The sequence below is a fragment of the Bradyrhizobium cosmicum genome, assembly GCF_032290525.1.
Classification (GTDB): Bacteria; Pseudomonadota; Alphaproteobacteria; order Rhizobiales; family Xanthobacteraceae; genus Bradyrhizobium; species Bradyrhizobium cosmicum_A.
This window is the reverse complement of sequence record NZ_JASXTA010000001.1, coordinates 282,873-305,957: the sequence shown is the minus strand read 5'-3', so window position 1 is coordinate 305,957 and position 23,085 is coordinate 282,873. Positions and strand designations below refer to the sequence as shown.

The following is a 23,085-nucleotide window of genomic DNA, read 5'->3' as shown; positions in this document are numbered from 1 at the left end:
CTGGTCACACCCAATTTAAGCAACCGCAACTGGCGCGCCGCGCCACGCCAGATCGAACGTCTTGACCAGGGCGCGGGCAGCGGCGTCCTGCGCAGGCGGTAGCGGCAGCCGCGGCGGACGCGGATGGCCGACCGCAAATCCCATATGGCCGAGCAGCGCCTTGCTGCCGGCGACATAGGCTTGGCCTCCGACGAATTCGATCACCGGCAGACATTTGAGATAGAGCTCGCGCGCCTGCGTGATGGCCCCCTCGTCGGCGACGAGATTGAAGATGCGCGCCATCTCGGACGGAACGACGTTGGAGGCGACCGCCACCCATCCCTGCGCGCCTTCGACGAAGGATTCGAAGCCGAGGATACCGCCGAATACCGTCATCCTGTCGCCGCAGAGGCGGATGATGTCACGCACCCGCGTCACCTCCAGCGTCGACTCCTTGATATAGAGACAGTTGTCGATCTCGGCGATGCGCGCCACCAGCGGCGGCTTGAGATCGACATTGGCGGTCGCCGGATTGTTGTAGACCATGATCGGCAGCGCGATCGCATCGGCCACGGTCTTGTAGTGATGGACGAGCTCGTCATCTGTCGGCGTCGAATAGAACGGCGGAATGATCATGACGCCGTCGGCGCCCAGTTTTTCGGCACGGCGGCTGAGGCGTACCACCTCGCGGGTGTCCTCAGCGCCGGTGCCGATCAGCACGGGCACGCGCCCGGCAGCCTGGCTGATCACGACGTCGGCCACCAACGCCTTCTCGTCATCATCCAGCGACAGGAATTCGCCGGTCGAGCCGAGCGGAATCAGCCCATGAATACCTTCGGCAACCTGCCAATCGACGAAGGCGCGCAACGCCGCGACATCGACGTCGCCTGCCGGCGTGAACGGGGTGACCATGACGGTGTAGGTGCCGCGAAAAATCTTCATTTGGAAACTGCCGGGCGATCAGGTGAGCACGCGAGACGGTGGCCATCTACGGAATATCCGCATGATCGATGCAAACGATTGCATAACTGGCTCTGCATTGGGCAACACCATCCAATCTTTGAGCTTGATCCGTGCAGAATTAGCTCTTAGCTTTTTGCAATCGTTTGCAGTGTATCGGCAGGTTTGATGAGCGTCACGCTCAAAGATGTGGCACAGGCGGCCCGCGTTTCGGTCAGCACCGCTTCGCGAGCGTTGACGGGAACCGGGCTGACGAGCGAGCGCACGCAGCAGCGCCTGACGCGCATCGCGCGCCAGCTCGGCTATCGGCCCAACCCGATTGCGCGCGGCCTGAAAACCGGCCAGTCGCGGCTCGTCGCGCTTCTCGTGCACAACCTCACCAACGCCTCGTTCCAAGTGATGGCCGAGGTGGTGCAGGCGCGCCTGAAGGCGCTGAACTATCAGATGCTTCTGTGCATCGGCGGCGACGATCCACAACAGGAGAGCGACACCCTCACCACGCTGGTCGACCATCGCATCGACGGACTGATCGTGGTGCCCACCGGCAAGAACGGCCCGCAGCTCAAGGCGCTGGCGAAGGACGTCCCGATCGTCTGCCTGGTGCGGCGCGATGATGCCACCGACCTCGAGACCGTGCTCGCCGACGATCCTCAAGGCGCCTATCTCGGCACGCGCCATTTGATCGAGCTCGGGCACAAGCGCATCGGGCTGATCGTCGGCCGCCAGGATACTACATCCGGCCGCGAGCGCCTGTCCGGCTATGTCCGCGCGCTGCGGGAGGCCGGCATCTCCACCGACGACACATTGATTCATGCTGGCCATTTCGTGCCCGAAACAGGGGCGACCGGCTGTCGCAAGCTGCTTGACCTCCCTCGCCCGCCAAGCGCCATCTTCGTCGCCAATCACGAGGCGACGCTCGGCGTGCTCCGCGTCACCGCGGAACGGAACATCGCCATTCCCGAGGACCTCTCGCTGCTCTGTTATGAGGACATGCCCTGGTTCGAATGGCATCGGCCTGCCATCAGCATCGTCGACAATGGCGCGCGCGATCTCGCCAATCTCGCGGTCGACCGGCTGCTGCAGCGCATGGACGCGAAAGGCAACGGCAACAACGGCGTTCGCGAATATCGCGTCGGCGCCCGGCTGATCAAGCGCGATTCCTGCCGCCAGATCGACGCTCCGACCGCCGGCAGATCAGCGAAGCCAAAGTCGTCCTCCCCCAAATCATCCGCGGCCAAATCGTCTGCCGCGAAGTCCGCGAAGGTCTGATCGATGCCCTATGTCGAAGTGCTCGCCCCGCCAGCCCCAATCCAGCGCAAGGCCGCGTTGGCGAGGTCTGTGACCGACGGCTTGATGTCGGCATTCGGCGTGACCGCCGATACGGTTACCCTCTATTTCCTGCCCATTGCGCCGGGCGACTACGCCCATGCCGGCACGTTCGGCGCGCAGGAGACCGGCCAGCGCATCCTGCTCAAGGTGCATGCGTTCCGCCGCAGCGAGGCCGAGCGGCGCGCTGCCGCCATCGCTCTGACCCGCAGCGTATGCAGCGCCTATGGCGTGCCCGGCGACGACGTGGCGGTCTATTTCCTCGACCGCGACCGCAGCGAGGTCTCCCACGATTCCAAGCTCGCCAGCGACTGACGGGAGCCGCACGCCATGGATCGCTTTTACACCCAGGACCAGAAGGCTCTCCGCGAAACCGCCCGCCGCTTCGGCGAGGCGGAGATCCTGCCGCGCGCCGCCGCGATCGACCGCGAGGACCGCTTCGACCGCACCCTCTACAAGGGCATGGCCGATCTCGGCCTGTTCGGCATCTGCCTGCGCGAAGGCGCGGGCGGCGCCGGCCTCGATGCCGTGGCCGCCTGCATCGCGATGGAGGAGCTGGCGCGCTGCTCCGGCGCGGTCGCCAACGCCTTTGCCATTCCCGTCGAGGCCGTGCTGTTCTTTGACCATCACGGCACCGACGCGCACAAGGCACTGATCCCGCAAATCCTGAGCGGCGACATCATTCCCGCCACCGCCGTGTCCGAGCCCGACCACGGTTCCGACGTCGCGGGCATCCGCACCCATGCCGTGCGCGAAGGCAACGGCTGGCGGCTCAACGGCACCAAGGCCTGGGTGACGCTCGGCGGCGTCGCCGATCGCATCATGGTGTTTGCGCGGACCGGCGCGGATGCGGGCCATCGCGCCATCTCCTGCCTGCTGGTCGACGGCGCTCTGCCCGGCATCGCCCGTGGCAAGAACGAGGAGCTGCTCGGCATGCACGGCCTCGACGACTGCCAGGTCACGTTCTCTGACGTGCGCCTCCCCGCCGACAGCGTGATGGGGCCGGAGAACCAGGCCTTCAAGATGGCGATGAGCAATTTCAACTTCAGCCGGCTGATGATGTCCTCGATGGCGCTCGGCATGGCGCAGGCCGCGTTCGAGGACGCCACCAAGTACGCCCTCGACCGCAAGCAGTTCGGCCAGGCCATCATCGGCTTCCAGGCGGTGCAGTTCATGCTCGCGGACATGTCGACCGACATCGCGGCTGCGCGCCTTCTGATCCATCACGCCGCGCGGCTGCACGATGCCGGCGAGCCGATCGCCAAGGAGGCCGCGCAGGCCAAGCTGTTCACGACCGACATGGCGATGAAGCACGTCTCCAACGCGCTCCAGATCCACGGCGGCAACGGCTATTCGCGCGAATACCGCATCGAACGCATCTTCCGCGACGTCCGCCTTGCCCAGATCTACGAAGGCACCAACCAGATCCAGCGGCTCATCATCGCCCGCCAGGTCGAGAAGGAGGCCGCATGATGCGGGGCATGCCGTCATGCTGAGCATCATCACCGCGGCAGAGGCCGCCGGCCTTGTCCGCGACGCCGACACGCTGATCGTCGGCGGCAATGGCGGCACAGGCGCTGCCGAAGCGATTCTCGACGCGCTGGAGCAGCGCTTCATCAATGGCCTGGGCCCGCATGCTCTCACGCTGATCAACATCACCGGTGTCGGTGCCGTGACCGAGAAAGGCCTCTGCCATCTCGCCCATGAGGGCCTGATCGCGCGCGTGATCGGCGGCAATTTCGGGCTTCAAGTGCCGTTCATGCGCCTCGTGCGCGACGAACTGATCGACGCCTACAATTTCCCGCAGGGCGTGATGAGCCAGCTCTGCCGCGCCATGGCGGCGAAACATCCCGGCGTGCTCACCCATGTCGGCCTCAACACCTACATGGATCCGCGCCAGGACGGCGGCCGCATGAACAAGCGCACCACTGCGCCGCTGGTCGATCTGCTCGAGCTGCACGGCCAGTCCTGGCTGCTCTACCGCGTCCCCGCCGCGCCCGACATCGCCATCATCCGCGGCACGTCCGCCGACGAGGACGGCTATATCAGCATGGAGCACGAGGGCACGACGCGCGAGGATCTCTCGATCGCACAGGCCGTGCACAATGCCGGCGGCACCGTGATCTGCCAGGTCAAGCGGATCGTGAAGCGCGGCTCGATCCATCCGCAGATGGTGAAGATCCCTGGCTTCCTGATCGACCACGTCGTGCTCGAGCCCGGGCAGATGCAGACCTACGGCACCGTCTACGATCCGGCGCGTTGCGGCGAGAGCCGCGTGCCGGTCGCGATGATCACGCCCGACCCGCTCACCGAACGGCGGGTGATCGCCCGCCGCGCCGCCTTCGAGCTGCGCCCGCGCGACGTCGTCAACCTCGGCGTCGGTATCTCCGCGATGATTCCCAATGTCGCGGCCGAGGAAGGCATTTCCGACCTGATCACGCTGACGGTCGAATCCGGCGTGGTCGGCGGCGTGCCCGGCCACGCCCGCGAGTTCGGCACCGCGATCAATCCGCGCGTCATCCTCGACCAGGCCTACCAATTCGACTTCTACGACGGCGGTGGTCTCTCCTGCGCCTTCCTCTCCTTCGCGGAGGTGGACGAGGCCGGCAATGTCAACGTCACCCGTTTCGGCGATCGCCGTGACGGTTCCGGTGGCTTCATCGACATCACCCAGAACGCCAAGCGGTTGATCTTCAGCGGCACCATGACCGGCGGCAAGTTCGACATCGGCGTCGAGAACGGCCTCCTCGCGATCCGGCGTGACGGCGCCTTCCGCAAATTCGTCCCGCAAGTCGGCCAGATCAGCTTCAGTGCATCGCTCGCCGCACAGCGCGGCCAGCACGTCAGCTACGTCACCGAGCGCGCCGTGTTCGAGCTCGAGCACGGCAGCCTGACGCTGACCGAGATCGCGCCGGGGGTTCGGCTGGAAGAGGACATCCTGGCCCATATGGGCTTCAAGCCGCGCATCAGCCCGCAACTGAAGGATATGGACCCGCGCATCTTCCGCTCCGGGCCGATGGGCATTGCGCAAAGTTTCAAGGCGCTGCCGGCGCGGCCGCGCAAGGTCGCCTGAGGAAACACGGATGGGCACCGCATCGACCAATCTCCGCTATGAGGACATCGCGATCGGCGCGGAGTTCGAGACCGCCGTGCACACCGTGACCGAAGCGGACATCGCGGCCTTTGCCGACGTCACGCGCGACCACCATCCGCTTCATGTCGACGCCGCCTATGCAAGGTCGCTCGGCTTTCCGGCCGTAATCGGCCACGGGCTCCTTGGCCTGTCGCTGATGGAAGGCCTGAAGTCGGAGTTGAAGCTGTACGAGGAGACGTCGGTGGCTTCGCTCGGCTGGGACGCAGTCCAATTCAAGGGCCCAATCGTCGCCGGCGACGCCTTGCGCGTGCGCTTTCGCTTCGTCGAGAAGCGGCCGACCAAAACTCCCGAACGCGGCATCGTCATCGAGACGCTCGATCTCCTCAACCAGCGCGACGAGGTGGTGACCGCGGCCCGGCACATCTCGCTGATCCTGACCCGGCAAGCCGCGCGCGACGCGGGGCTGCCAAGTGACCATGACCAAGACGTCGGACCGGAGACGGCTCAACTGCCACCCACGATTTGACAGGAGTACTTTGATGCGATTTCCCAAGACCTTCTCCGCCCTCGCCGTCCTGATCGGCCTGTCGCAGACGGCCGGCGCCCAGACCTGTACGCCCAAGGTGCCGGCATCGAGCCTGATCGAAGCGCCGAAATGGCAGATGTCGATCAACCCGACGCTGCCGCCACAGCAATTCGTCGACGACAAGGGCGAGTTGCAGGGACTCAATGTCGAGCTCGCCCGCGAGATCGCCAAGCGCATCTGCGTCGAGGCGGTGTTCCTGCGCATGGACTTCCCGCCGATGATCCCGGCGCTGCGCTCCGGCCGCTTTGACGCCATCAACACCGGCCTGTTCTGGACCGAAGAACGTTCCAAGATGCTGTACCTCGTGCCTTACGCACAGCAGGCGATCAGCATCTACACCGATCCCTCCTCCAGCCTGAAGCTGGAGAAGTTCGAGGACCTCGCCGGCCGGGTGGTAGGCGTGGAATCGGCGACCTACACCGAGCGCAAGGCGCGCGAATTCAGCACCGCGATGGAAGCCAAGGGCCTCAAGCCGGTCGAGCTGCGCACCTTCGCCACTGTCACCGCGACCTCGGCGGCGCTACGTGCCGGCCAGCTCGAAGCAGCGCTCAATATCAATGAGACTGCCAACTCGCTCGAGCAGAAGGGCATCGCAAAGATCTGGGTCCGCGACATCGCCGGCACCGACATCACGTTCGCCTTCCGCGACAAGCTGCTCGCCCAGGCTGCCGCCGACGCCCTGACCGCGATCCGCGCCGACGGCACCTATGACAGGCTGTTCGACAAGTTCGGCATGACCAAGCTCAAGGCGACCAGTTTCGCCATTCGCGGCGATGGGCCGTCGAACTGAGGTCGCATCTTTTCGGATAGTGACGACCGCCGCGCGCGATTTTCCGCGCGGCGAAGTCTATTGCACCGCAGAACGATTTGCGTCGCACCATTCAAAATGAGACTGCCCGTTAAGCCTCGCGTGGCTCCGACGCGTGCGCTGCATCCGAGTTCAGATAGCCTCCATCCCAAGAACTGCTCGCCTTGCCAAAACGCCGCACCCCGCGGCGGACGCGCGAGGGTGCGGTGAAAAACAGCGACACGCCCCAGGGAGGAGAGCAATGTTGAAAGGCAGTCTAGGACTGATCGCGTTGAGCAGCCTGTTACTTTCCGGCACCGCCTTCGCGCAGGAGAAGATCAAGGTCGGCGTCACGGCGACGCTCGAGGGCACCTACACCGTGCTCGGCGAGGACGGCATTCGCGGCTTCCAGACCGCACTCAACGTACTCGGCAAGAAGATCGGCGACAAGGAGCTTGAATTCGTCATCGCCTCCACGGACGCGACGCCGGACTCGGCGGTGCGCGCCGTGCGAAAGCTGATCGAGCAGGACAAGGTGCAGATCCTGCTGTCGCCGCTGTCCGGCGACGAGGGCATCGCGGTCAAGAATTTTGCCAAGACCCATCCGGAGCTGACCTTCATCAACGCCGCCTCGGGCGCGCAGGAAACGACCTATGTCGATCCGGCCCCGAACTTCTTCCGCTACAACATGGACGGAGCGCAATGGCAGGTCGGCCTCGGCAAATACGCCTATGAGGAAAAGAAGTATCGCAAGATCGCGACCGTCGGCGAGGACTATTCCTTCATCTACACCCAGGTGTTCGGCCTCGTGCTCGAGTTCTGCGGCGCCGGCGGACAGGTCACCAACCGGCAATGGGTGCCGCTCGGCACCAAGGACTTTGCTTCCGTGATCGCTGCCCTGCCCGACGATGTCGATGCTATCTATCTCGGCCTCGGCGGCGCCGACGCCGTCAACTTCCTCAACCAGTACCAGCAGGCCGGCGGCAAGGCGCATCTGATGGGCGGTTCGATCATGATCGACCAGACCATCCTGTCGTCGAAGGGCAACGCCAAGAGCGCATTGGTCGGCACGCTGGCCGCGAGCGGCCAGGCCGACACCTGGGAGAACCCAAGCTGGCAGAAGTTCGTCAAGGACTATCAGGACGCCTTCCCGCCGAACAAGCGCTTCCCGAGCCCGTCGCTGCTCGCGACCAATTATTACGACTCGACCATGGCGCTGATCCTGGCGCTGCGTCAGGTCAATGGCGATCTCTCCAACAACCAGGCCAAGTACAAGGAGGCGCTCGCCAAGATCGAACTCGACGCGCCCAACGGCAAGATCAAGCTCGACTCCAACCGCCAGGCGATCGGCACCAACTTCGTCACCGAGGTCGTCGACGACGGCAAGGGCGCGCTGTTCTCGAAAGTCGTGAAGGTCATTCCGAACGTGAACCAGACGCTGGGCTATGACCCCGCCGTGTTCGCCAAGATCGGTTTGCCAAGCCGTACAGTGCCGGAATGTAAGAAGTACTGACGTAGTCTGTTCGCGAGAGATGACTAACTGACCGGAGAGAGATTTGCCAAGGACCGTGACACGTGCGCCCTTGCATTCTCTCCCCGGTTGTTGAACGCTATCAAAAAAGACAAGAGCTTCTGGGAGGGAAGGCATGAGCCGGGCGCTCGCCGTCTTCCACGGCCGCTTCGGCCGCGCGACGGTCTATCAGTTGAACCGCCCCTTCAACATCCACGCACATCGCGAAGGTCATTTGATCTTCCATGTCGGGGGGCGCTCCGCATGCATCGATGTCAACGACGGACGTTACGAGCTCACCGAAGCTTCCGTGGTCGCGGTCAATCCATGGGAGCCGCATAATTTCCTGCCGTCCGACCTCGAGGGTGGCGCCGTCTTCTTCGTGCTCTATGTCAATGCGGAGTGGTTCGCGCCCGATGCACCCGGCGCCGACCGCCTGCGCTTCGGCCGGACCCAGTTCACGCGGTCAGCTGCGCTGGACAAGCAGATCAGGCACGCCGCCGCCCTAGTGTGCGGCGCACCCTCGCTCAACAGCCTCGATGGCGAGCTGAGACGGCTGATCGACGTCTGCTACGACGAAAGCTGGCAGCAGGCCGAGATCGCACGCGATCCGCGGGCCAACGGCTCCGTCACCGATTTTCGTGTGCGCAAGTGCATCAAGATGATGTCGGAGAGTCCCGGCGCCGAGATCGAGCTCGACACCATCGCCCGCGAATCCGGCCTGTCGCGGCCGCATTTCTACCGGCTGTTCCGGACCCAGACCGGCGTCACCCCGCACCTCTATCTCAACACGCTGATGATGGAGCAGGCGCTGGAGGCGCTGGTGGCGAGCGAGGCGCCGATCGCCGATATCGGCTTCGATCTCGGCTTCTCCTCGCAGAGCGGTTTCACCCGCTTCTTCGCCGCCAATGTCGGCATGGCGCCGACCGATTATCGCCGCGCGGCCAAGGTTTTGCGCGCCTGACCGCGCGCGAAAAGATACTCACGATCAAATGCGCCCCCGTCCACCCCGTTAGGATGTGCGGAACGCGGTCCCGACAAGAGGATCGCGCTCGATAGGGAGCGTACGTTCATGGCAAGGCTTGCCTCGCAGGGCTTGCGGCCGGCAACGGTCTGCGTGCGACATTGCCCCGCGACAGGGGCGAGGTGACGCCATGACCCGCTTTGTCGAGCGCCATCCTGCCTGGGCGTTGATCGTCATCATCGCGATCGCGGTGGCGCTGTGGCTGATCTTCGCGGTGTGGCCGCCCGGGCTTGAAGAGGCGATCGGCCGCAAGCGGGTCTTCCTCAACGCGCTCTTCAACGGCATTACGCTCGGCGGTCTCTATTTCCTCGTCGCCAGCGGCTTTACGCTGATCTTCGGCCTGATGCGCAACGTCAACCTCGCGCACGGCTCGCTCTATCTGTTCGGCGGCTATGTCGGCTACGCCATCAGCGCCTCGACCGGCTCCTGGATCCTCTCCTTCATCGTCGCCTTCATCCTGACGGCGCTGGTCGGCGTCCTGCTTCAGGTCCTCGTCTTCCGCCGCATGGAGGGTCAGGATCTGCGTCAGACCATGGTGACGATCGGGCTCTCGATCGTGTTCGCCGATCTGATGCTGTGGGCCTGCGGCGGCGACTTCTACCAGATCCAGACGCCGAACTGGCTGATCGGCCCGATCGAACTGCCGCTGCTCACTGCCGTGAAATCCTCGGGCGAGCCGGTATATCTGCGCTATCCGCTGGTGCGGCTGGTGATCTTCCTGGCGTCCGTGATCATCGGCGTCGCGATGTGGCTCGCACTCAACCGCACCCGGATCGGCATGATCATCCGCGCCGGTGTCGACGACCGCGACATCCTCGCCGCCACAGGCGTGCGCATCCAGATCGTCTTCGTGCTGGTCTTCGCGCTCGGCGCGGGGCTTGCCGGCATCGCGGGGGTGGTCGGCGGCACCTTCCAGTCGCTCTCCCCCGGCGAGGACATCCGCTTCCTGCTCGCGTCCCTCGTGGTCGTGATCGTCGGCGGCATGGGCTCGATCCCCGGTGCGGCGCTCGGCGCCCTGATCATCGGCCTCGCCGAGCAGCTCGGCTCAGTCTACATCCCGACCTACGCCATCGTCGTGACCTTCCTGATCATGGTGCTGGTGCTGGCGCTTCGGCCGCAGGGCCTGCTTGCGAGGCGCTGACATGTCCGTCACCCACGACGCCCGTGTTCAGGTTCACAGGCCCGCCGCAACGGTGCAGCGGCCGGCTGCGCGCGGCTGGTCCGACATCAACAATCCCGCGGCCTGGATCGTGGCGGCTATCCTCTTGATCATGCCGCTGATCGCCAACGGCTTCTTCCTGATCGAGATCTTTGCGACGACGCTGATCCTCGGCACCATCGCGCTCAGCCTGATGTTCCTGGCCGGCTACGGCGGCATGGTCAGCCTGATGCAGCTCACTATCGCGGGCTTTTGCGCTTACATGGTCGCGGTGTTCGGCGTCAGCGGCAACGCCAATATCAGCCTGGGCTGGCCATGGTGGCTGGCGGTGCCGATGGCGCTGACGCTCGCAACCATCTTCGGCACGCTCGGCGGCGCGCTCGCGGTGCGCACCGAGGGCATCTACACCATCATGATCACGCTGGCGATCGGCGCGGCATTCTACTACTTCACCAACCAGAACTGGGCGATCTTCAACGGCCACACCGGCATCAACACCGTCTCGACGCCGCATTTCTGGGGCATCAACTGGCGCTCGGATATCCCGTTCTACTATATCGTGCTCGCGGTCGCCGCGCTGTGCCACTTCGCGGTCGACTATATCGCGCGGGCCCCGTTCGGCATGGCTCTGCAAGGCGTGCGCGACAACCCGCGCCGCATGGCCGCGCTCGGCTTCAACGTCAATGCGCACCGAGTCGCGGCCTATGCGGTGGCCTCCTTCATCGCGGGTCTTGCCGGCGTGCTGCAAGTCTGGAACTACCGCCAGATCTCGCCGGGCTCGGTCAGCGTCGGCGCCTGCATCGATATCCTCATCATCGCCGTGGTCGGCGGCATCACCCGGCCGGTCGGCCCCTATATCGGCGCGCTGGTCTTCGTCCTCCTGCGTACCTTCGCGCTCGACTTCCTGATCAAGATCGGGCTCGACGGCAATCGCTTCCGCCTGCTGATCGGGCTCGGCTTCCTCGTCATCGTATTCTGGTCGTCGGACGGCGTCATCGGCCTTTGGCAGCGCTGGCGCCAAAGCCATCGTTCCCGGACGGATCGCCCGGACGGAGGGCGCGGCCATGGATAGCGTCGCGCAGCGCCTCTCCGTTGTCGGTGCCGGTGCCGCGCTGGAGCTGCGCGGCGTGACGCGGCTGTTCGGCGCGCTGGCGGCGCTGACCGACGTCACCATCACCGTGCGTCCCGGCGAACGCCGCGCGGTGCTCGGCTCCAACGGCGCCGGCAAGACAACGCTGTTCAACTGCATCACCGGCGATTTCCCGCCCTCCTCCGGCACGATCCGCTTCTTCGGCGAGGACGTCACGCATTTCCCGCCCTATGAGCGCATCCGGCGCGGGCTGCGTCGCACCTATCAGATCTCCGCGCTGTTTCCCGGCCTCACGGTGCAGGACAATGTCTACCTCGCCTGCCGCGGTGTCTCACGCGGACGATTCTCGTTCCTGCGTCCCGGGCAGAACGATGCGCTGATGCACGCTGCCGACAGCCTGGTGCAGGCCGTGCATCTCACCACCGTGAAGGACCAGCGCGTCGCCGAGCTCGCGCACGGCCAGCAGCGCCAGCTCGAGATCGCGCTGGCGCTTGCCGGCGCGCCGCGCTTCGTGCTGTTCGACGAGCCCGCCGCCGGGCTCTCGCCGACCGAGCGCGCCGAACTGGTCGAGATCCTGACCTCGCTGCCGGCGCACATCGGCTACATCATCATCGAGCACGACATGGACGTGGCGCTACGCGTCGTCGAGAGCGTGACGATGATGCACAACGGCCGCATCTTCAAGGAAGGCCTTCCGGAAGAGATCCAGTCCGATCCCGAGGTGCAGGAGCTTTATCTCGGGGGCGGCCATGAGTGATGCCCGCCGTTCCCCCGCTGCGCTCGAAGTCCGGGGCCTCGACGTCTATTACGGTCATTCGCACGCGCTGCAAGGCGTGGACCTCTCGCTCGATGCCGGCGTGTTCTCCGTGGTCGGCCGCAACGGCATGGGCAAGACCACGCTGTGCAAAGCCATCATGGGTCTGGTGCCCGTGAGTGGCGGCTCGATCCGCGTCCGCGGTAAAGACATCACGCGGCAGCCGCCGGCGCATATCGCACGGCTCGGCGTCGGCTATGTGCCGCAGGGCCGCCGGCTCTGGCGCTCACTCAGCGTCGACGAGCATCTGCGCCTCGCCGGCGGCCTGCGGTCCGGCGCCTGGACCGTCGAACGCATCTACGACACCTTTCCACGGCTCGCCGAACGCAAGGACCATGGCGGCGGCCAGCTCTCCGGTGGCGAGCAGCAGATGCTGGCGATCTCGCGTGCGCTGATCACCAATCCGCATCTTCTGATCATGGACGAGCCGACCGAAGGGCTTGCGCCCGTCATCGTCGCGCAGGTCGAGGAGATGCTGCTCCAGCTGGGTGAGGACGGCGACATGTCCGTGCTCGTGATCGAGCAGAACATCGGCGTCGCAACGGCCATCTCGCGCAATGTCGCGATCATGGTCAATGGCCGCATCAATCGTATCATCGACTCTGCGCGCCTTGCCGCCGACCGCGAGCTGCAGCAGCGCCTGCTCGGCGTCGGCTTGCATGCCGAGCTTACCCCTGATCTCGACGTGCCAGCGGCTGACGCCGAGACGAAAGCGGCGCCACAGCCTACCCGACCGAACGGCCCGATCCGGATCTACATCTCCAACCCGACCCCGCCGACGCGCTGGTCCCAGCCCGCGCCGATTGCACGGATCGAAGCGGTAGCACGCACACTCTCGACGCAGGTCGCGCGCCTCGACGAGACCGCGCGGCGCAAGCGCGAGCCCGTGACGTCCCAGTCGTCGGGGCCGCCGGTCGTGCTGGTCGTCGGCACACTCGATACGAAAGGCACCGAACTCCGTTTCATTCGCGACATTATCGCCGAAAGCGGCCTCCGCACGCGGCTGGTCGATGTCTCCACCAGCGGCAAGCATGCGACATGCGACGTCTCCGCGCAGGAGATCGCGCTGAACCACGGCCGCGGTGGGTCGGCCGTGTTCGGCTCCGACCGTGGCGCTGCGGTAACGGCAATGGCGGATGCGTTCGCCAATTGGATCAAGCGGCAGGGCAATATCGCCGGCGTGATCTCGGCGGGCGGCTCGGGCGCAGCATCGCTGGTCTCGCCGGGAATGCGCACCCTCCCCGTCGGCATACCGAAACTGATCATCTCGTCGGTCGCCTCGGGCGACGTCGGCTCCTATGTCGGCCCCGCCGACATCACCATGATGCATTCGGTCACCGACGTGCAGGGCCTGAACTCGATCTCGCGCGCCGTACTGTCGAACGGAGCCAACGCGATCTCCGGCATGGTCAAGGCACGGCTCGACCAGCGCGAGTCCAGGGAACGCGCCGCCAGCGCCGGCCTGCCGTCGGTCGGCATCACCATGTTCGGCGTCACGACACCCGCGGTGCAGAAGGTCGCGGCCGATCTGCGCGATGAGTTCGAGTGCCTCGTGTTCCACGCCACCGGCGTCGGCGGCCATTCGATGGAAAAGCTGGTCGATTCCGGCCAGATCGCCGGCGTGATCGATCTCACCACCACCGAAATCTGCGATCTCCTGATGGGCGGCGTATTTCCGGCGACCGAGGACCGCCTCAGTGCGATCATCCGCACGCGCGTGCCCTATGTCGGCTCGGTCGGTGCGCTCGACATGGTCAATTTCGGCGCGCCGGAGACCATTCCCGAGCGCTACCGCAGCCGCAAATTCCACGTCCATAATCCGCAGGTGACGTTGATGCGGACCACAGTGGAAGAGAACGAGCGGATGGGCCGCTGGATCGGCGAGCGCCTCAACCAGATGGACGGCCCGCTGCGCTTCTTCCTGCCCGAGGGCGGTGTCTCCGCACTCGATGCGCGCGGCCAGCCGTTCTGGGATAGCGAGGCCGATGCCGCCCTGTTCCGCGCACTGGAGCGCACGGTGCGGCAGACCGCCAACCGCCAGCTCATTCGCGTCAAGCAGAACATCAACGATCCCGAGTTCGCCTCGACCATCGTGAGCGCTTTCCGAACCTTGTTCGGACGCGCCGGGGCGCGCCGGAGACTGGCGAGGTGACCGATGGCCCGGTTTGAACGCGCTATCCTTCTGGAGCGGTTTCGCGACATGGCGAAGCGCGGCGAGCCAATCGTCGGCGGCGGCGCCGGCACCGGCCTGTCGGCCAAGTGCGAGGAAGCCGGCGGGGTCGACCTCATCGTGATCTACAACTCCGGACGCTACCGCATGGCTGGCCGCGGTTCGCTCGCCGGGCTAATGGCTTACGGCGACGCCAACGCCATCGTGCTGGAGATGGCCGGCGAGGTACTGCCCGTCGTCAGCAAGACGCCGGTGCTTGCCGGGGTCAACGGCACCGATCCGTTCCGCGATATGGACGTGTTCCTGGACCAGCTCAAGACGCTCGGCTTCGCCGGCGTGCAGAACTTTCCGACCGTCGGCCTGATCGACGGCGTCTTCCGCGCCAATCTCGAAGAAACCGGCATGTCCTACGCGCTGGAGATCGACATGATCGCCAAGGCGCGCGAGAAGGACCTGCTGACGACGCCCTACGTCTTCAGCGAGAAGGAAGCCGCCGCGATGGCGATCGCCGGGGCCGACATCATCGTCTGCCATCTCGGGCTTACCACCGGCGGCACGATCGGCGCGCAGACCGCACCAAAGCTGAAGGACTGCCCGGCGCGCATCGACACCTGGGCGTCAGCCGCGCTCAGCGTCAATCCGGACATTCTGGTGCTCGCCCATGGCGGCCCGATCGCCGATCCCGCGGATGCCGATTTCATCATGAAGAATACCCGCCATTGCCATGGCTTCTACGGCGCCTCTTCGATGGAGCGGTTGCCGGTGGAGCGGGCGCTGACGGAACAGGTACGTCAATTCAAGGCGATCGGCGTGCGGTAACGCCTGCAAGATTGAGGGAGGGAAACATGTCAGGGATCCTGGTCGGCGAGCTCATCCTCTGGCTGATCGTCGCGATCGTCGTGATCGTGGTTGGCGTCTACATCGTCAACTGGCTCTACCACCGCTCTTCCAAGGAGGTGTCATTCGTCCGCACCGGCCTCCTCGGCGAACGCGTGGTGATCAACGGCGGCGCCTTCGTGCTGCCGTTCATTCACGATTACACACCGGTCAACATGAACGTGCAGCCGATGGGAATCGTGCGTTCGCGGCAGGACGCGGTGATCACCCGCGACCGCATGCGCGTCGACATCGAGGCCGACTTCTATGTCCGGGTCCAGGCCACGCGCGAAGCCGTTTCTATCGCCGCCGCCACCCTCGGCCGCCGCACCATGGAGCCGGAAAAGCTCCATGCGCTGCTGGCCGGCAAATTCATTTCCGCGATCCGCTCGGTCGCCTCCGAAATGACCCTGGAGGAGATGCACGAGCGGCGCGGCGACTATGTCACGCGCGTCAAGACCAATGCGGCCGAAGCCCTCGCCCAGAACGGCCTCGAGCTGGAATCGGTCGCCATCACCGATCTCGACCAGACCGACCTCGAATTCTTCAACCCCTCGAACCGCTTCGACGCCGAAGGCCTGACGCGGCTGATGGAGGACATCGAGGCGAGGCGCAAGCTACGCAACGACATCGAGCAGGATTCGATGATCAAGATCCGCACCCGCAATCTCGAGGCGGAACGGCAGGCCCTCGATATCGAGCGCGAAAGCGAAACCGCGCGGCTGGAGCAGGAGCGCGACATCGAGATGCGCCGCGCACTCCAGCGCACCGAAGTCGCCCGCGAACGCGCGCTGCGTGAGACCGAAGCCGAGCAGGCGCAGATTTCCGCGCGCGAAACCATCGAGCGCGCCCGCATCGCCAATGACCAGGCCATTGCCGAGGCCCGCATCGCCTCCGAGCGCGAGACCCGCCAGAAGGAGATCGAACGCACCCGCACCATCGAGGAGAAGGAACTGCTGGCGCGCGAGGAGATCGAGAAGACCCGTATCGCCAACCAGCGTTCGATCGATACGACACGGATCGCCTCCGAACGCGAGGTACGCCAGCGCGAGATCGAGCGGATGCGCACGGTCGAGGAAGCCGAGATCGCGGCCCGCGAGGCGATCGAGAAGGCCCGTATCCAGCAGGACCGCGTCGTCACCGACGCCCGTATCGCCAACGAGGAGGAGACGCGGCGCCGCGAGATCGAGCGCACCCGCGCGGTCGACGAGGCCGAGATTGCCGCACGCGAAGCGACCGAAAAGGCCCGCATCGCCCAGACGTTGATCGTCAATGTCGATCGCATCGCCTCCGATGAGCGTACCCGCGCGCTGGAGATCCAGCAGGTTCGTACCATCCAGGAGGCCGAGATCGAGGCGCAGCGCGCCGTCGAGGCCGCCCGCATCGCCCGCGAGCGGACGCTCGCCGCCGAGCGCATCGCCGCCGAACAGAACACGCGGCAACTCGAGATCGAGCGCAACCAGACGCTGGAGGTCGCCGGCATCACCGCGCGCGAGACCACCGAGGCCTCGCGCATCGCCCAGGAAGAGCGCGTCCGCTCGCTGGAGATCGCTCGCAACCGCGCCGTCGAGGAAGCCGACATCGCCTCCCGCGAGGCGATCGAGGCCGCCCGCATCGCCCAGGAGAAGGCCGTTGCGGCCGAGCGCATCCAAGCCGAGCGCGACACCCGCTCGCTCGAAATCGAGCGCACCGGCGTGCTCGAAGCCGCCGAGCTGAAGCGGCGCGACGCTATCGAGCGTCAGCGCATTACCGTCGATCTCGCGCTCGAGGCCGAGCGGATCAATTCGTCCAAGAAGCGCGAGGTTCTCAACATCGAACAGAAGAAGGCGATCGAGATCGCCGACGAGGACCGCGTCATCGCGCTCTCTGCCAAGAAATCCGAACGGATCGACGCCGACCGCCAGGTCCGGCAGGCCGAGATCGTCGCTCGCAAGGAGGTGGAAACCACCGACGTCTCGCGCGAGCAGGCGCTGGAAGCCGCCCGTCTGGAGCGCCGGCGCGCGATCGAGCAGCTCGAGGTCGCCCGCGGCCAGTCGCTCCAGGAGGCCGAGATTGCCGCGCGCGAGGAGGTCGAGCGTGCCCGCATCTCCTCCGACCGCGGCCTCGACGAGGCCCGGATCGGCCGCGAGCGCGAGCTACGCAAGCTCGAAGTCAATCGCGAGAAGGAGGTCGAGACCGTGCTAATGGAGAAGGCGATCGCGATCCACACCAAATCGTTGGAGGAATCCGCGGCCAAAGCCTCGGCTGAGGAAGCGCGGATGCGCGCCACCGAAGCCACCGAACGCGTCATCACCGCGCGCGAGAACGAGATCGCCAAGCGCCGCAAGGGCGTGGAAATCCTCATCGCCGAGAAGCAGGCCGAGGAGACCCGGATTGCCGCCGATGCCGAGCGTGTCCGCGCCACCGTCGAGGCCGAAGCGCAGCGGATGCTCAACGAGGCAGAGAACGTGCTCACCGACCAGGCGCGCTACTCGCTGTTCCGCAGGAAGCTGCTCGACCGCATCGAGGGCATCGTGCGCGAGAGCGTCAAGCCGATGGAGAAGATCGAGGGCATCCGCATCCTCCAGGTCGACGGCCTCAACGGCAACGGCCATGGCGGCAACGGCGGCCGCAGCGCCACCGACGAGGTGATCGATTCGGCGCTGCGCTACCGCGTGCAGGCGCCACTGATCGACTCCATCCTGGCGGATATCGGCGTCGAGGGCGGCAGTTTGGCAAAAATGCCGGGTCTGATGCGCGAGGCCCGCGACATGCAGGGCATCAAGGAGTCCGCGCGTAAGAGCGGCGGTGGCGGCGACAAGCCGGCGGCCTCCCCGCCTGCCACGGAGGGCGGCGGCGAACCGCCGGCCGAGCGTGGTCCGCGAAAGAAGAGCTGAGGTCTGATCCATGCCCCGCGTCTACGTCTCCACCGTCGTCAATGCGCGCAATGACCGCGTCTGGGCCCGTGTGCGCGACTTCAACGGCCTGCCGAACTGGCATCCCGCGATCGCCGAAAGCCGGATCGAGGGTGGCGAGCCATCCGACAAGATCGGTTGCATCAGGGACTTTCGCCTGCGCAACGGCGATCGCATCCGCGAGAAGCTCCTGGGCCTGTCCGACTACGACATGTTCTGCACCTACTCGATCCTGGAATCCCCGATGGGCGTCGAGAACTACGTCGCGACCCTGCGGCTGACACCCGTCACCGACGGTGACCAGACTTTCGTCGAGTGGACGGCCGAGTTCGACTGCCCGGCGGAGCGCGAGACCGAGCTCGTCGGCAATATCGGCGGCGGTGTGTTCCAGGGTGGGTTCGATGCCCTGAAGCGCGTGTTCGGAGGCTGATGGCTTTGCCGCATATCGTCAAAAGCACGATCCTGGACGCGCCGACCGATGCGGCGTGGGCGATGCTGCGCAATTTCAATGGGCACGATCGCTGGCATCCCGCTGTCGCGACCTCCTCGATCGAGCGCGCGCACGCGTCCGACAAGATCGGCTGCGTCAGGCGGTTCAAGCTGAAGGACGGCGCCGAACTGCGCGAGCAATTGCTGGCGTTGTCCGACCTCGAGCAGAGTTTCAGCTATTGCCTGCTCGATACCCCGATCCCGATGTTCAACTACGTCGCCCATGTCCGCCTGCTGCCGGTGACCGACGGCGACCGCACCTTCTGGCACTGGGAGTCGCGTTTCACGACCAGGCTAGAGGACCGCGACCGCATCACCCACATGGTCGCCGAAGACATTTACCAGGCCGGATTCGAGGCGATCCGCCGGCATCTGAAGGAGGCCGCTTAAGCCATGGCCGTGACAGTGAAGAATTTTGCGAGCGCCAGCGAAGCCGCCGGGGCGCTGTCCTCGGACCGCAGCGCACGCTATCTCGGCGGCGGCACGCTGGTGATGCGGGCGCTGAACGAGGGCGATGTGTCGATCTCGACCGTCGTCCGCGCCCAGGACCAGGCGCTGACCCGGATCGACGCATCCGGCCCCCGCATCACGCTGGGCGCCGGCGTCACCTTCGCACGCGTGCTCGCCGAACGCGACCTCGGCTTCCTGCACGCCCCGGCACGTTCGATCGGCGGCCCCGCTGTGCGCAACATGGGGACTGTCGGCGGCAATCTCTTCGCGCCAAACCCTTACGGCGATTTCACCGTCGCGCTGCTGGCGCTCGACGCCACCGTCGCCGTGCAAGGCGGTTTCGGTTCGCGCGACCTCCCGATCGAAGAGTTTTTGCAGGCACGCGAGCGGCAGGCGGGGACATTGGTGCTGTCGGTATCCTGCGCCCGGCCGGCGAGCACTGAGGCGTTCCGCTATCGCAAGATCGCGCGCATCAAGCCGAAGGGCGGCTCGGTGATCACGCTCGCGGCGCATCTCCCGGTCAGCGGTGGACGGATCGCAGGAGCGCGCATCGCGCTGGGCTCGATGGCGCCGACGCAGATCCGCGCGCGCGCCGCCGAACGCGCGCTCGAGGGCCGCTCGCTCGACGCTGCGACCATCGCGGCCGCAGCATCCGCCGTGACCGAAGGAACCTCGCCATCCGACAACGCGCTCGGCAGCGCCTGGTATCGCCGTGAAATCGTCGGCGTGCATCTGCGCCGTCTGCTGTCAGGACAGGAATAGAGCCCCATGTCCAAGATCCCCCTGCAATTTCGTCACAATGGCCGCGACGTCGCGATCTTCGTCGATGGCGGCACCAATCTCCTGATCGCCCTGCGCGAGCTGATCGGCGACATGACGCCGAAATTCGGCTGCGGCCAGGGCGGCTGCGGCACCTGCAGCGTGCTGATCGATGGCGAGCTTCACCTCTCCTGCCTGACGCTGGCGGAAACCGTCGCCGGCCGCTCCATCGAGACGCTTGACGGCATGAAGCAGGGCCCGAACCTGCATCCGCTGCAGCGTGCCTTTGCCGACAATTTTGCCGCCCAGTGCGGCTATTGCACGCCGGGCATGCTGATGGCCGCCAAAGCCCTCCTCGACCGCAATCCCTCGCCGAGCCGCGACGAGGTGATCGAGGCGATCTCCGGCAACATCTGCCGCTGCACCGGCTACGAGCCGATCATCAACGCCATCCTCGCCGCCGCCGGCGGCCGGGTCAGCGCGTAAGGGAACGGGACCATGCTGGAACTGCGCAAGGACATTTTCGCCGACGAGCGCGACGACAATCTCAAAGAGATCGGCAAGGGCACCCAGCGGCAGGACATGCTCGGCCATGTCACGGGGACGTCGCCGTATTTCAACGACCACAAGCTCCAGGGCATGCTGCATCTGAAGGTGGTCCGGTCGACACAGTCCCATGCCCGGATTCGCCGCATCGACACCACCGAGGCCGAGCGCTCAGCCGGCGTGCGCCGGATCATCCGCGGCGCCGACGTGCCGGTCAATCTCAACACGCTTCTCAGCCTGATCAATTTCGGCAAGGACGACGAGCCGTCGCTGGCGGTCGACAAGGTCCGCTACAAGGGCGAGCCGATTCTTGCCATCGTCGCCGACACCGAGCGCGAAGCGTTCGAGGCGATCGCAAAGGTCAAGGTCGACTATGAGCCACTGCCGACGGTGTTCGACGTCGAGGATGCGCTGAAACCGGGCGCGCCCGTGGTCAACGAGACATATCCGAAGAACACCTTCACCTATCACGATATCTATGACCACCAGAAGCTTCGCTTCGGCGATGCCGACGCGGCGCTCGCGACCGCCGATCACGTGCTGGAGCAGCGCTACCAGATGTCGCCGATCGAGCACGCGCCGACCGAGACCAACGGCGCCATCGCCGCGCCCGACACCAACGGGCGCTACGTGGTCTACACCTCGACCCAGGCGCTGTTCTTCTCGGTCGACACCTGCGCCAAGATTCTGGACGTGCCCTCCAACACCTTCCACTTCATCGGCGGCACCGTCGGCGGTGGCTTTGGCGGCAAGGTCGACACGCTGACCGAGCCGCTTGCGATCATCGGCGCGATGCTGACCGGGCGGCCTGTGCGCTACGTGTTCGGGCGCGAAGAGGAGATGCAATACGGTCCGCCGCGCGGTGCCGAGCGCATCTACATCAAAGACGGCGTGATGCGCGACGGCCGCATCGTCGCGCGAAAGATCCGCGCCTATTTCGACAGCGGCGCCTACACGCGGCTCTCCAGCTACGCCGCCGTGAAATGCGCCGCGCATCTGCCGGGGCCCTACACCATCCCGAACGTCTACGGCGACGTCTATTGCGTCTTCACCAATCGGACGCCGGCGACCGCGATGCGCGGCTTCGGCGTCACCGCGATGGATTTTGCGATCGAGTGCCAGATGGACAAGCTGGCGCAGCTCATCAACATGGATCCGATGGAGTTCCGAATTCTCAACGCCTATCGCGACGGCGACATGAAGGCGCACCGGCGCGAAGCGAAGAACACCGCATTGATCGAATGCGTTCAGGTCGCGGCCGAAAAAGCAAAATGGCCGCTCCGCGAGGAGTTCAAGCGCGCATCCTCGCGCAAGGATGGCGGCGGCAGCCGTGCCGTGATCCCGCCGACGTCTACGGACTCTTCGCGTACCAGACCCACGGCTCCAGCGCAGCAGCGCACCAGCTATGACCGGCTTCCGCCCACCGTCACCCGCGAACCACCGCGTGAGCCGCCACCACCTGCTCCGCCGCCGCCCCCATCGCGGCCGGCCGCGCCGTCTCACGGCGCGACCCGTTTCTCCTCCGTCTTCGGCACCAGGAGGCGCTAGATGACCCGGCATCGCGGACGCGGCATTGCGTCGATCAACTATCCCATCGGCATGAATCTCGGCGGCGACCCCAGCCAGGCCCTGGTCCATTCCAACTCGAGCGGCAAATTCACCGTGGCGCTGTCGTCGATCGATCTCGGCCAGGGCATGAAGTCAGTGACCCGGCAGATCTGCGCGGAGACGCTGGGCGTACCCGTGGAGGACGTCTATGTCGACACCGCGGATTCCGACACCGGCCCGCACTGCATGGGCTCGTTCGCCTCGCGCGGCACCCACCGCGTCGGCAATGCCGTGATGGCGGCGGCCCGCGAGGCTCGCGGCGTCATGATGGAGGCCGCGGCCGAGGAACTGGAGGTCAACGCCGCGGACCTGGAGACCGACGGGCGCGGCAACATCCACGTCAAGGGCGCGCCGCACCGCTCGATTTCGACCAAGGACGTCGCGATCGCAGCGCAGTTCAAGCAGGGCAAGACCATTTCGGGGCGCGGCATCTTTCTGGTGCCGCTGTCGAACGTCGATCCCGAAACCGGCGAAATGTCGCCCGCGACCTGCTATGCGCACGCCTGCCTCGTCGCCGAGGTCGATGTCGATGACGAGACCGGCGAGGTCGCGATGGTGCGGATGGACTCGGCTTATGAGCTCGGCCGCGCGCTCAACCCGCGCCTCGTCGAGCAACAGCTCGTCGGCGGCGCCTGGATGGGCGTCAGCCACGCGCTGTACGAGACGCCTGAGCCGTATTACCCCGAGCCCGTTCACGGCCCGCGCGACTTTGTCGAATATCTGATGCCCGGCCCTGGCGACATCTGTCCGCACGATATCGCCGTGCTGGAGCGCCCTGCTCCCGATGGTCCCTTCGGCGCCAAAGGACCGGGCGAGATGTGCGCCAATCCGGTGCTGCCGGCCGTGGCGAATGCGATCTTCAACGCCGTCGGCGTGCGCATGGACGACCTCCCCATCACCCCGGAAAAAGTGCTGCGCGCGATAAAAGCCCAGGGCGGCGCGCGGCCGCAGGCGCGGCGCTAGA

At 65.8% G+C, this 23,085-nt stretch carries 21 protein-coding genes; 20 read left to right on the top strand and 1 reads right to left on the bottom strand.

The annotated features are described in order from the left end of the window. Positions 1–15 precede the first annotated feature (15 nt). Positions 16–921 (bottom strand): 4-hydroxy-tetrahydrodipicolinate synthase, encoded by a 906-nt coding sequence (gene dapA / locus QSV46_RS01375; RefSeq protein ID WP_314945255.1) that lies wholly within the window; start codon positions 919–921, stop codon positions 16–18. Positions 922–1,107: 186 nt separating this feature from the next. On the opposite strand from dapA, the gene QSV46_RS01370 reads away from it, so the two are divergent. The 20 genes from QSV46_RS01370 to QSV46_RS01275 all read left to right on the top strand — a co-directional run bounded on the left by QSV46_RS01370 (position 1,108) and on the right by QSV46_RS01275 (position 23,084). Beyond that, on the top strand, positions 1,108–2,208 hold the full coding sequence (locus QSV46_RS01370; protein ID WP_314945254.1) for a LacI family DNA-binding transcriptional regulator: 1,101 nt from the start codon (positions 1,108–1,110) through the stop codon (positions 2,206–2,208). Positions 2,209–2,211: 3 nt separating this feature from the next. Beyond that, the gene (locus tag QSV46_RS01365; protein WP_314945253.1) at positions 2,212–2,580 is read left to right on the top strand and encodes a hypothetical protein; all 369 of its coding nucleotides are present in this window, start codon (positions 2,212–2,214) and stop codon (positions 2,578–2,580) included. A gap of 15 nt (positions 2,581–2,595) precedes the next feature. Further along, positions 2,596–3,738 (top strand): acyl-CoA dehydrogenase family protein, encoded by a 1,143-nt coding sequence (locus QSV46_RS01360; RefSeq protein WP_314945252.1) that lies wholly within the window; start codon positions 2,596–2,598, stop codon positions 3,736–3,738. A 16-nt stretch (positions 3,739–3,754) separates the two neighbouring features. After that, positions 3,755–5,338, top strand: coding sequence for an acyl CoA:acetate/3-ketoacid CoA transferase (locus tag QSV46_RS01355; RefSeq protein ID WP_314945251.1), 1,584 nt, complete (start codon positions 3,755–3,757; stop codon positions 5,336–5,338). Positions 5,339–5,348: 10 nt separating this feature from the next. Further along, positions 5,349–5,885 carry a MaoC family dehydratase gene (locus QSV46_RS01350; RefSeq protein WP_314945248.1) on the top strand — a complete coding sequence of 179 codons (537 nt, stop codon included), beginning with the start codon at positions 5,349–5,351 and terminating at the stop codon, positions 5,883–5,885. Between the two features lie 13 nt (positions 5,886–5,898). Then, positions 5,899–6,735: a transporter substrate-binding domain-containing protein gene (locus tag QSV46_RS01345; protein ID WP_314945246.1), complete on the top strand. Its 837-nt coding sequence runs from the start codon at positions 5,899–5,901 to the stop codon at positions 6,733–6,735. 259 nt (positions 6,736–6,994) lie between these two features. Beyond that, entirely contained in the window at positions 6,995–8,245 is a 1,251-nt protein-coding gene (locus QSV46_RS01340; RefSeq protein ID WP_314945243.1) for an ABC transporter substrate-binding protein, read from the top strand. Positions 8,246–8,378: 133 nt separating this feature from the next. Continuing rightward, positions 8,379–9,206: an AraC family transcriptional regulator gene (locus tag QSV46_RS01335; RefSeq protein ID WP_314945241.1), complete on the top strand. Its 828-nt coding sequence runs from the start codon at positions 8,379–8,381 to the stop codon at positions 9,204–9,206. 190 nt (positions 9,207–9,396) lie between these two features. Continuing rightward, a complete protein-coding gene (locus QSV46_RS01330) occupies positions 9,397–10,407 on the top strand; it encodes a branched-chain amino acid ABC transporter permease (protein WP_314945240.1) in 1,011 nt (336 codons plus the stop codon). 1 nt (position 10,408) lies between these two features. Then, positions 10,409–11,497 (top strand): branched-chain amino acid ABC transporter permease, encoded by a 1,089-nt coding sequence (locus tag QSV46_RS01325; RefSeq protein ID WP_314945238.1) that lies wholly within the window; start codon positions 10,409–10,411, stop codon positions 11,495–11,497. Then, positions 11,490–12,272 (top strand): ABC transporter ATP-binding protein, encoded by a 783-nt coding sequence (locus tag QSV46_RS01320; protein ID WP_314945237.1) that lies wholly within the window; start codon positions 11,490–11,492, stop codon positions 12,270–12,272. Before QSV46_RS01325 ends, QSV46_RS01320 begins: the two co-directional genes overlap by 8 nt. Next, positions 12,265–14,481 carry an ABC transporter permease gene (locus tag QSV46_RS01315; protein ID WP_314945235.1) on the top strand — a complete coding sequence of 739 codons (2,217 nt, stop codon included), beginning with the start codon at positions 12,265–12,267 and terminating at the stop codon, positions 14,479–14,481. The genes QSV46_RS01320 and QSV46_RS01315 overlap by 8 nt, the downstream gene beginning before the upstream one ends. 3 nt (positions 14,482–14,484) lie before the next feature. Further along, on the top strand, positions 14,485–15,318 hold the full coding sequence (locus tag QSV46_RS01310; RefSeq protein WP_314945232.1) for a phosphoenolpyruvate hydrolase family protein: 834 nt from the start codon (positions 14,485–14,487) through the stop codon (positions 15,316–15,318). A gap of 26 nt (positions 15,319–15,344) precedes the next feature. Continuing rightward, positions 15,345–18,251 (top strand): flotillin family protein, encoded by a 2,907-nt coding sequence (locus QSV46_RS01305; RefSeq protein ID WP_314945229.1) that lies wholly within the window; start codon positions 15,345–15,347, stop codon positions 18,249–18,251. 10 nt (positions 18,252–18,261) lie between these two features. Continuing rightward, entirely contained in the window at positions 18,262–18,699 is a 438-nt protein-coding gene (locus QSV46_RS01300; protein ID WP_314945228.1) for an SRPBCC family protein, read from the top strand. 5 nt (positions 18,700–18,704) lie between these two features. Then, the gene (locus tag QSV46_RS01295; protein ID WP_314946444.1) at positions 18,705–19,148 is read left to right on the top strand and encodes an SRPBCC family protein; all 444 of its coding nucleotides are present in this window, start codon (positions 18,705–18,707) and stop codon (positions 19,146–19,148) included. 3 nt (positions 19,149–19,151) lie between these two features. After that, the gene (locus tag QSV46_RS01290) at positions 19,152–19,970 is read left to right on the top strand and encodes an FAD binding domain-containing protein (protein WP_314945226.1); all 819 of its coding nucleotides are present in this window, start codon (positions 19,152–19,154) and stop codon (positions 19,968–19,970) included. 6 nt (positions 19,971–19,976) lie between these two features. Beyond that, positions 19,977–20,453, top strand: a complete 477-nt coding sequence (locus tag QSV46_RS01285) for a (2Fe-2S)-binding protein (RefSeq protein WP_314945224.1) — start codon at positions 19,977–19,979, stop codon at positions 20,451–20,453. Positions 20,454–20,465: 12 nt separating this feature from the next. Further along, complete coding sequence (locus tag QSV46_RS01280; protein WP_314945222.1) at positions 20,466–22,061, top strand: xanthine dehydrogenase family protein molybdopterin-binding subunit; 1,596 nt, start codon at positions 20,466–20,468, stop codon at positions 22,059–22,061. Beyond that, complete coding sequence (locus QSV46_RS01275) at positions 22,062–23,084, top strand: xanthine dehydrogenase family protein molybdopterin-binding subunit (protein WP_314945220.1); 1,023 nt, start codon at positions 22,062–22,064, stop codon at positions 23,082–23,084. Position 23,085 lies beyond the last annotated feature (1 nt).